This is a genomic window from Deltaproteobacteria bacterium (assembly GCA_028818775.1).
In the GTDB taxonomy this organism is placed as follows: Bacteria; Desulfobacterota; Binatia; order UBA9968; family JAJDTQ01; genus JAJDTQ01.
The window spans coordinates 26,560-32,774 of sequence record JAPPNE010000011.1; the positions used below are offsets into that span (position 1 = coordinate 26,560).

Consider the following 6,215-nt stretch of genomic DNA (forward strand, 5'->3'; position numbering starts at 1 on the left):
GTACCTCCTCGCCTGTTCGGCAGTGTCCTGCGTCAGATGATGACGCAGGACACTCCTCCTCAGTCGATGGGCTCGTACCGCTTGACCACGGCGCGCGCGCCTTGGAGAGAGCGCGCGTGCGCCTGGATGGCTTGGTGGTCTTCGCTTTCGCGGTAGCGATCAATGTCCTCCTGGCTGTCCCATTCCGCGTAGGAAATGTACTCGCCCGGGCTATCGATGCACTTCAGCAACTGCTCGGAATTGCAACCTTGCTGCCCGATCATCCGCGGCCCGCAATCCTCCTTCCAGACGCGTTCCGCATCCGCGGCCTGGCCGGGGTCGACATTGACGTGTATCAATCGCACGATAGGCATTTTCGAGTCCTCCTTCTTGTCTTTCACCCGTGGCCCGTCGATGACGGTCTGCCAGCATACTGACCCCACGGGAAATGGGCAACAGAAACCGCCACGGTGATGCGGAAACAGCACCGTTCTTGTCTTGATTGTCTTGAGTCTCGTACGTCACGCGTCTCCGTCGAGGAGCGCGCGAACCTGCCGGAAAACACCGTGGAACATGGGCGCCGTCAGCTTTCCCGTGAAGGTGTTCTGCTGGCTGGGGTGGTAGGAGCCGAACAGGGTCAGGCGGTCGCCGATCTCGTGACGGCTGCCATGGCCGAAGCGGGGACGCGGCCGCGGGAGCGTCCCGCCCACTTCAACGGCCGCCTTCAGGTAGGAGTCGAAGGCGATCTTCCCGAGGGCCACGACCACGCGCAGGCGCCGGAGCAGCCGGAGTTCCCGTACCAGATAGTCGCGGCAGTTGTGAAACTCGTCCGGGGCCGGCTTGTTGGCGGGCGGCGCGCAGCGCACCGCGGCGGAGATGTAGCAGTCCGCGAGCGTCAGGCCGTCATCGCGGTGCAGAGACTCGGCCTGGCTGGCAAAACCGTGTTCGAACAGCGCGCCGTAGAGCCAGTCGCCGCTGCGGTCGCCGGTGAACATGCGGCCGGTGCGGTTGCCGCCGTGGGCCGCGGGCGCGAGCCCAACGACGAGGACCCGCGCCGTGCCGTCGCCGAAACCCGGCAGGGGCTTGGCCCAGTAAGGCTGGCCGTGGTAGCGCCGCGGCGGATTGGCCGCCGCCTCGGCGCGCCACGCCACGAGCCGCGGACACTTCCGGCACCGGATCACGGCGCGGTTGACGCGCTCCAGGGAGTCCCGTTGCATAGCCGGGAGGCATAGCGCATCGGGGGGCGGCGCGCCAACGGAGGCGTACCCGCGCGGGAAAACTGGGGACGGTCTTTCGGGCGCTCCAAGGTCGCGCGACGGCGCCTGGATCAAGCCGGAGAGTGCACGGAAACTGCCGTTGACGCGTCCGAGCGGGTTTTGCTATACCGCCTCAAAATGCTTGAGATTTGCGTGTAGCGAGTCCACCGGAAAAAGGGGATTGCCAGTGCCGGAATATGATGTTCTCGTTATCGGGGGAGGCGCGGCCGGTCTGCGCGCGGCCATCGCGGCGAAGCGCGCCGGGGCGTCGGTGGCGCTGCTGAGCAAGGTCCATCCGTTGCGCACGAACTCCGCGCTGTCGCCGGGGGGCATCAACGCGCCGCTGGGCAGCGACGACTCCGCGCAGAGGTTCGCCGACGACATCATGAACGCGGGCGACGGGCTGTGCAACTCCGAGGCGGTGAACGCTCTGGCGGCGGAAGCGGCCCGGGAGGTGGTGTGGCTCGAACGCGTCGGCGTTCCCTTCAACCGGGACGCGGACGGCCGCATCGACTGCCGTGCGTTGGGTTCCGGCAGCGTGGAGCGCGCCGCCTACGCGGACGACCGTACCGGGCACATGGTCCTGCACGTGCTCCACGAGCAGTTCCAGCGCTACGACATCCCGTGCTTCAAGGAATGGTTCGTCACCTCCCTGATCCAGGACGCCGGCGCCTGCACCGGCGCGGTGGCGCTGGACCACCGGAGCGGCCGGATCGAGACCTTCAGCGCCGGCGCCGTGATCCTGGCCACCGGCGGCTTCATCCAGGCGTACCGCCCGTGCACGGCCGCCGTGGGCACCACCGGCGACGGACTGGCGCTGGGCTACGACATGGGCGTGGGGCTGGCGGACATGGAGATGGTGCAGTTCCATCCCACGGTGTACAGCGCGGGCCGGACGGCGCTGATCAGCGAGGCTGCCCTGAGCGCGGGCGCGCGGCTGGTGAACGCGGCGGGCGACACCGTGGTGGACGCCGCGGGGCTTTCCCGGGCGCAGCTCGCGGCCGCGGTGGACAAGGCGGGACGCAACGGCGGCGGGCCGGTCTCGCTGGACCTGCGGCCGGTGGAGAACCTGACCTCCCGCTTCCCCGGCGCCGCCGAAGTCGTCCGGCTCATGGCCGGGCTCGACATCACCCAGGTTCCCGTCCCGGTGCAGCCGGTGGCGCACCGCGCCATGGGCGGACTCGATGCCAACGCTTCCGGAGAAACCTCGGTGGCGGGACTCTTCGCGGTCGGCGAATGCGCCCACAGCGGCGTCCACGGCGCCGGGAGGATGCCGGGAAACACGCTCACGGAGGCGGTGGTGTTCGGCAAGCGCGTCGGCGAAGCGGCCGCCGCCCATGCCAAGTCCGCGGGCGCACGGAGCGCATCCACGGACCAGGCGGCGCGGGACGGCGGACGGCTGGCGGAAATCACCTCCGGCGGCTCCTCGGGCGATACGATGGGAACCATCCATCGCGAGCTCGGCGAGGTGATGCACGCGAACCTCGGCGTGACGCGCAGCGACGCGGGGTTGACCGAGGCACAGGAGAAGATCCGCACGCTGCGGGAACGGCACGGCAAGCTCCGTGTGGGCAACAAGTCGCGCATCTTCAACTATGCGCTGACGAGCTATCTCGAGTTGGGGAACATGCTGAAGCTGGCCGAAGCCGCGGCCCTGGCCGCGCGCGGCCGCAACGAGAGCCGGGGAGCGCATCTCCGGAGCGATTTCCCCGAGCGCGACGACACGAGCTGGAAGGCGCACACCGTCGTGCACCAGCAGGACGGCGCGCCCAAGCTCGACCGGAAGGCGGTATCGGCATAAGATCCGGCGCCGGTGGCCCGCCCGATCCCGTCCGGCATGGATGGCGATGGGGACGGGACAGCGGACCGGCAAGGAGGGACCATGGAAGTCACCTACAAGGTTCACCGCGAGGACCCGGAGAACGGCGGCGAGTCCAGCTTCTCGACCTACCAGGTCGACCTGCCGGAGGACGCCACCGTGCTGGACGGGCTCCAGAAGATCCGGGACGAGCAGGATGACACCCTGGCCTTCCGGGCCTCCTGTTGCCAGGGCACCTGCGGCGAGTGCGCGGTGCGGATCAACTGGCGCGCCCAGTTCACCTGCACCACCAAGATCGCCGACGTCACCAAGAAAGGTCCGGAGATCCTGTGCGCGCCGGTGCGCAACATCCCGGTGATCAAGGACCTGGTGTTCGACATGGACAGGTTCACCTGGGACAAGATGGCCGCGATGAAGCCGTGGATGGAGCCGGAAGACGAGTTCGCGCCGACGGAGAACCTGATTCCCGAGTCGGAGATGGCGGACGTGCGCAAGACCATGAGCTGCTACCAGTGCGGCCTGTGCGACGAGGGCTGCGCGGTGCTGCCGGTGGACTTCGACTTCCTCGGACCCGCGGCCATGGTCAAGGGCTACCGCTTCGTCATGGACCCGCGCGAGGCAGGCGCCAAGAAAGAGGGGCGCTTGGCGGTGGTGGAGCAGCCCAAGGGCCTGTGGGACTGCGTCCACTGCTACGAGGCCAACGGCAAGTGCGCGCGCGGGCTCGAACCGTCCAGCAAGATCATGGAGATGCGCGACGTCTCCTTCAAGCACGGCATCAAGAACGAGAAGGTCGCCCGCCATCACAACAGCTTCATCAACTCGGTGAAGCAGACCGGCTGGCTCGACGAGCGCAAGCTGGTGATGGAGACCGAGGGGCTGACCAACATCGGCGGCCTCATGAAGCTCGTGCCCACCGCGGTGCGCGCGATGACGCGCGGGAAGATGCCCGGCCGGCACGAGAAGCGCCCGGGCGCCGATCAGATCAAGCGCATCATCGAGAAAGCGGAGGATTCCAAGTGAAATACGCGTTCTACCCCGGATGTGTGGCCAAGGGCGGCTGTCCCGAGCTGTACACCGCGGCCGTCAAGGTCGCCGAGAAGCTGGACATCGAGCTCGAGGAGATGAGCGACGTGGCGTGCACGGGCGCGGGCTGCATGCCCACGCACCTGTCGGACCCCATCAACGCGCGCACCTTCGCCAAGGCCGAGCAGATGGGGCTGCCCATCATGACCATCTGCAGCACCTGCCAGGGCGTCTTCAGCCAAGCCAACCACCGGCTGCAGGACGCCGAGTACCGCGAGGAGATCAACCGCGAGTACCTGGCGGAGGAAGGGTTGTCGTACCAGGGCACCACCGAGGTCAAGCACATGTTGTGGGTGCTGTTCGAGGACCTCGGCGTCGAGAAGCTCAAGTCGCTGATCCAGCGCCCCCTCGAAGGGCTCAAGGTCTCGCCGTTCTACGGCTGCTTCCTGCGCCGGCCCGGCCCCATCATGGTGCCCACCAAGGAGGTGGGCGGACGCCGGGGCTACCTTGAGGACCTCACACAACTGTTGGGAGCGGAGAACGTGGACATCAGCGGCAAGACCAAGTGCTGCGGCTTCCCAGTGCTCACCGCCAACGAGGAAAGCTCCCTCGGCATGGTGGCCAAGCACGCGGGCGAGTCGAAACAGAACGGCGCCGACTGCATGGTGACGCCGTGCCCGCTGTGCCACCTGAACCTCGACGGCAACCAGCCCAGGGCCGAGAGCCTGAAGGGCGAGAAGATCAATCTGCCGATCATCCATCTGCCGCAGCTCCTGGGCCTGGCCCTGGGGTTCGACGCCGACGAGATGCAGCTCGGCAAGCACATCGTGTCCACCAAGGCGGTCAACGACAAGGTCGACATGCTGACGTAAGGGATGGGCGAGCAGGACTACAAGCCCAATCCCGTCAACCTTGCGCGGGAACTGTTCAAGTTTCGCAAGTCGCAGCGTCCCTTCGGCTTCTACTACGCCGTCAAGGTGCGCCTCGGCCACGCCTGGGTCGAGGACGAGACCGCCTTGGCGGAGATCCTCTCCGGCATCGACGAGCTGGGCTACGAGGTGGTCCGGAAGCGGCAGTGAGAAGGGGACGAACGGCTTGACGGGGCCGTGACGGTCGGCGCGCGGCGCACGACCTCCGCTCCGGGGCGCGCCGCCTGAATTCCGCAAATCACACCAAAGGAGTGCGAAGAGCACCGAATCATGAGCACCTTAGCAATCGACAAGAGAACCTTGCGGCAGGATACGTGGTGGCTGGAACCCATGCTGGTGGTGCTGGGTCTGGGCGCCTTCGCCGTCTACTCGACCTGGGCCGCGTTGCAGAACGGCAACTACTACGCGGACCCGTACCTTTCGCCCTTCTACTCGCCGTGCCTCGCCATCAACTGCGAGCACGTGAGCGTGCCGCTGTTCGGCTCGTGGTACAACTGGTCGCCGGCCATCCTGATCCTGTGGATCCCGGGCGGTTTCCGCTTGACCTGCTACTACTACCGCAAGGCTTACTACCGGTCGTTCTTCTGGTCGCCGCCGGCCTGCGCGGTGCGGGACGCCGCAAGCGGCTACTCGGGCGAGACCCGCTTCCCCTTCATCCTGCAGAACGTCCACCGCTACTTCTTCTGGGCGTCGCTGCCGATCCTGGCGTTCCTGTGGTGGGACGCCATCATCGCCTTCAACTTCGGCGGCAGCTTCGGCATCGGCCTGGGCACCCTGGTGCTCATCGCCAACGCGGCCCTGCTGTCGCTCTACAGCTTCTCGTGCCACTCGTGCCGCCACCTGTGCGGCGGCGGCCTCAACAGCTTCAAGGCCGCGCCCGGACGCTACAAGGCCTGGGGCATCGTCACCAAGCTCAACGAGAAGCACATGCAGATCGCCTGGACGAGCCTCGTATGGGTGGGGCTGACCGACGTCTACGTCCGGCTGCTGGCCCACGGCGTCATCCAGGATCTGAGGTTCATCTGATGGCCGGCGAGAGCTACGAGACACACGATTACGATGTGGTCGTGGTGGGGGCCGGCGGCGCTGGGCTGCGGGCCGCCATCGAGGCCCACGACAAGGGGTGCAAGACCGCCATCATCTGCAAGTCGCTCCTGGGCAAGGCCCACACGGTCATGGCCGAGGGCGGCATCGCCGCCGCCATGGGCA

The 6,215-nt window shown here is 67.2% G+C and carries 8 protein-coding genes; 6 read left to right on the forward strand and 2 right to left on the reverse strand.

The genetic code is table 11. From position 1 onward, the window contains the following. Positions 1–59 precede the first annotated feature (59 nt). Positions 60–380 carry an antibiotic biosynthesis monooxygenase gene (locus OXU42_00985; protein ID MDE0027964.1) on the reverse strand — a complete coding sequence of 107 codons (321 nt, stop codon included), beginning with the start codon at positions 378–380 and terminating at the stop codon, positions 60–62. A gap of 120 nt (positions 381–500) precedes the next feature. Continuing rightward, complete coding sequence (locus OXU42_00990; protein MDE0027965.1) at positions 501–1,196, reverse strand: uracil-DNA glycosylase; 696 nt, start codon at positions 1,194–1,196, stop codon at positions 501–503. A gap of 226 nt (positions 1,197–1,422) precedes the next feature. Here OXU42_00990 and OXU42_00995 point away from each other — a divergent pair, with 226 nt between their 5' ends. The 6 genes from OXU42_00995 to OXU42_01020 form a co-directional block, all read left to right on the forward strand. Then, positions 1,423–3,036 carry an FAD-binding protein gene (locus OXU42_00995; protein ID MDE0027966.1) on the forward strand — a complete coding sequence of 538 codons (1,614 nt, stop codon included), beginning with the start codon at positions 1,423–1,425 and terminating at the stop codon, positions 3,034–3,036. An 81-nt stretch (positions 3,037–3,117) separates the two neighbouring features. Next, a complete protein-coding gene (locus OXU42_01000; GenBank protein MDE0027967.1) occupies positions 3,118–4,074 on the forward strand; it encodes a 2Fe-2S iron-sulfur cluster-binding protein in 957 nt (318 codons plus the stop codon). Further along, complete coding sequence (locus tag OXU42_01005) at positions 4,071–4,949, forward strand: CoB--CoM heterodisulfide reductase iron-sulfur subunit B family protein (protein MDE0027968.1); 879 nt, start codon at positions 4,071–4,073, stop codon at positions 4,947–4,949. Before OXU42_01000 ends, OXU42_01005 begins: the two co-directional genes overlap by 4 nt. A gap of 3 nt (positions 4,950–4,952) precedes the next feature. Next, positions 4,953–5,156, forward strand: coding sequence for a hypothetical protein (locus OXU42_01010; GenBank protein MDE0027969.1), 204 nt, complete (start codon positions 4,953–4,955; stop codon positions 5,154–5,156). A gap of 120 nt (positions 5,157–5,276) precedes the next feature. Continuing rightward, the gene (locus OXU42_01015) at positions 5,277–6,032 is read left to right on the forward strand and encodes a hypothetical protein (GenBank protein ID MDE0027970.1); all 756 of its coding nucleotides are present in this window, start codon (positions 5,277–5,279) and stop codon (positions 6,030–6,032) included. Beyond that, on the forward strand, positions 6,032–6,215 hold a 184-nt coding region (locus tag OXU42_01020), incomplete at its 3' end, for an FAD-binding protein (protein MDE0027971.1). The genes OXU42_01015 and OXU42_01020, both read left to right, overlap by 1 nt.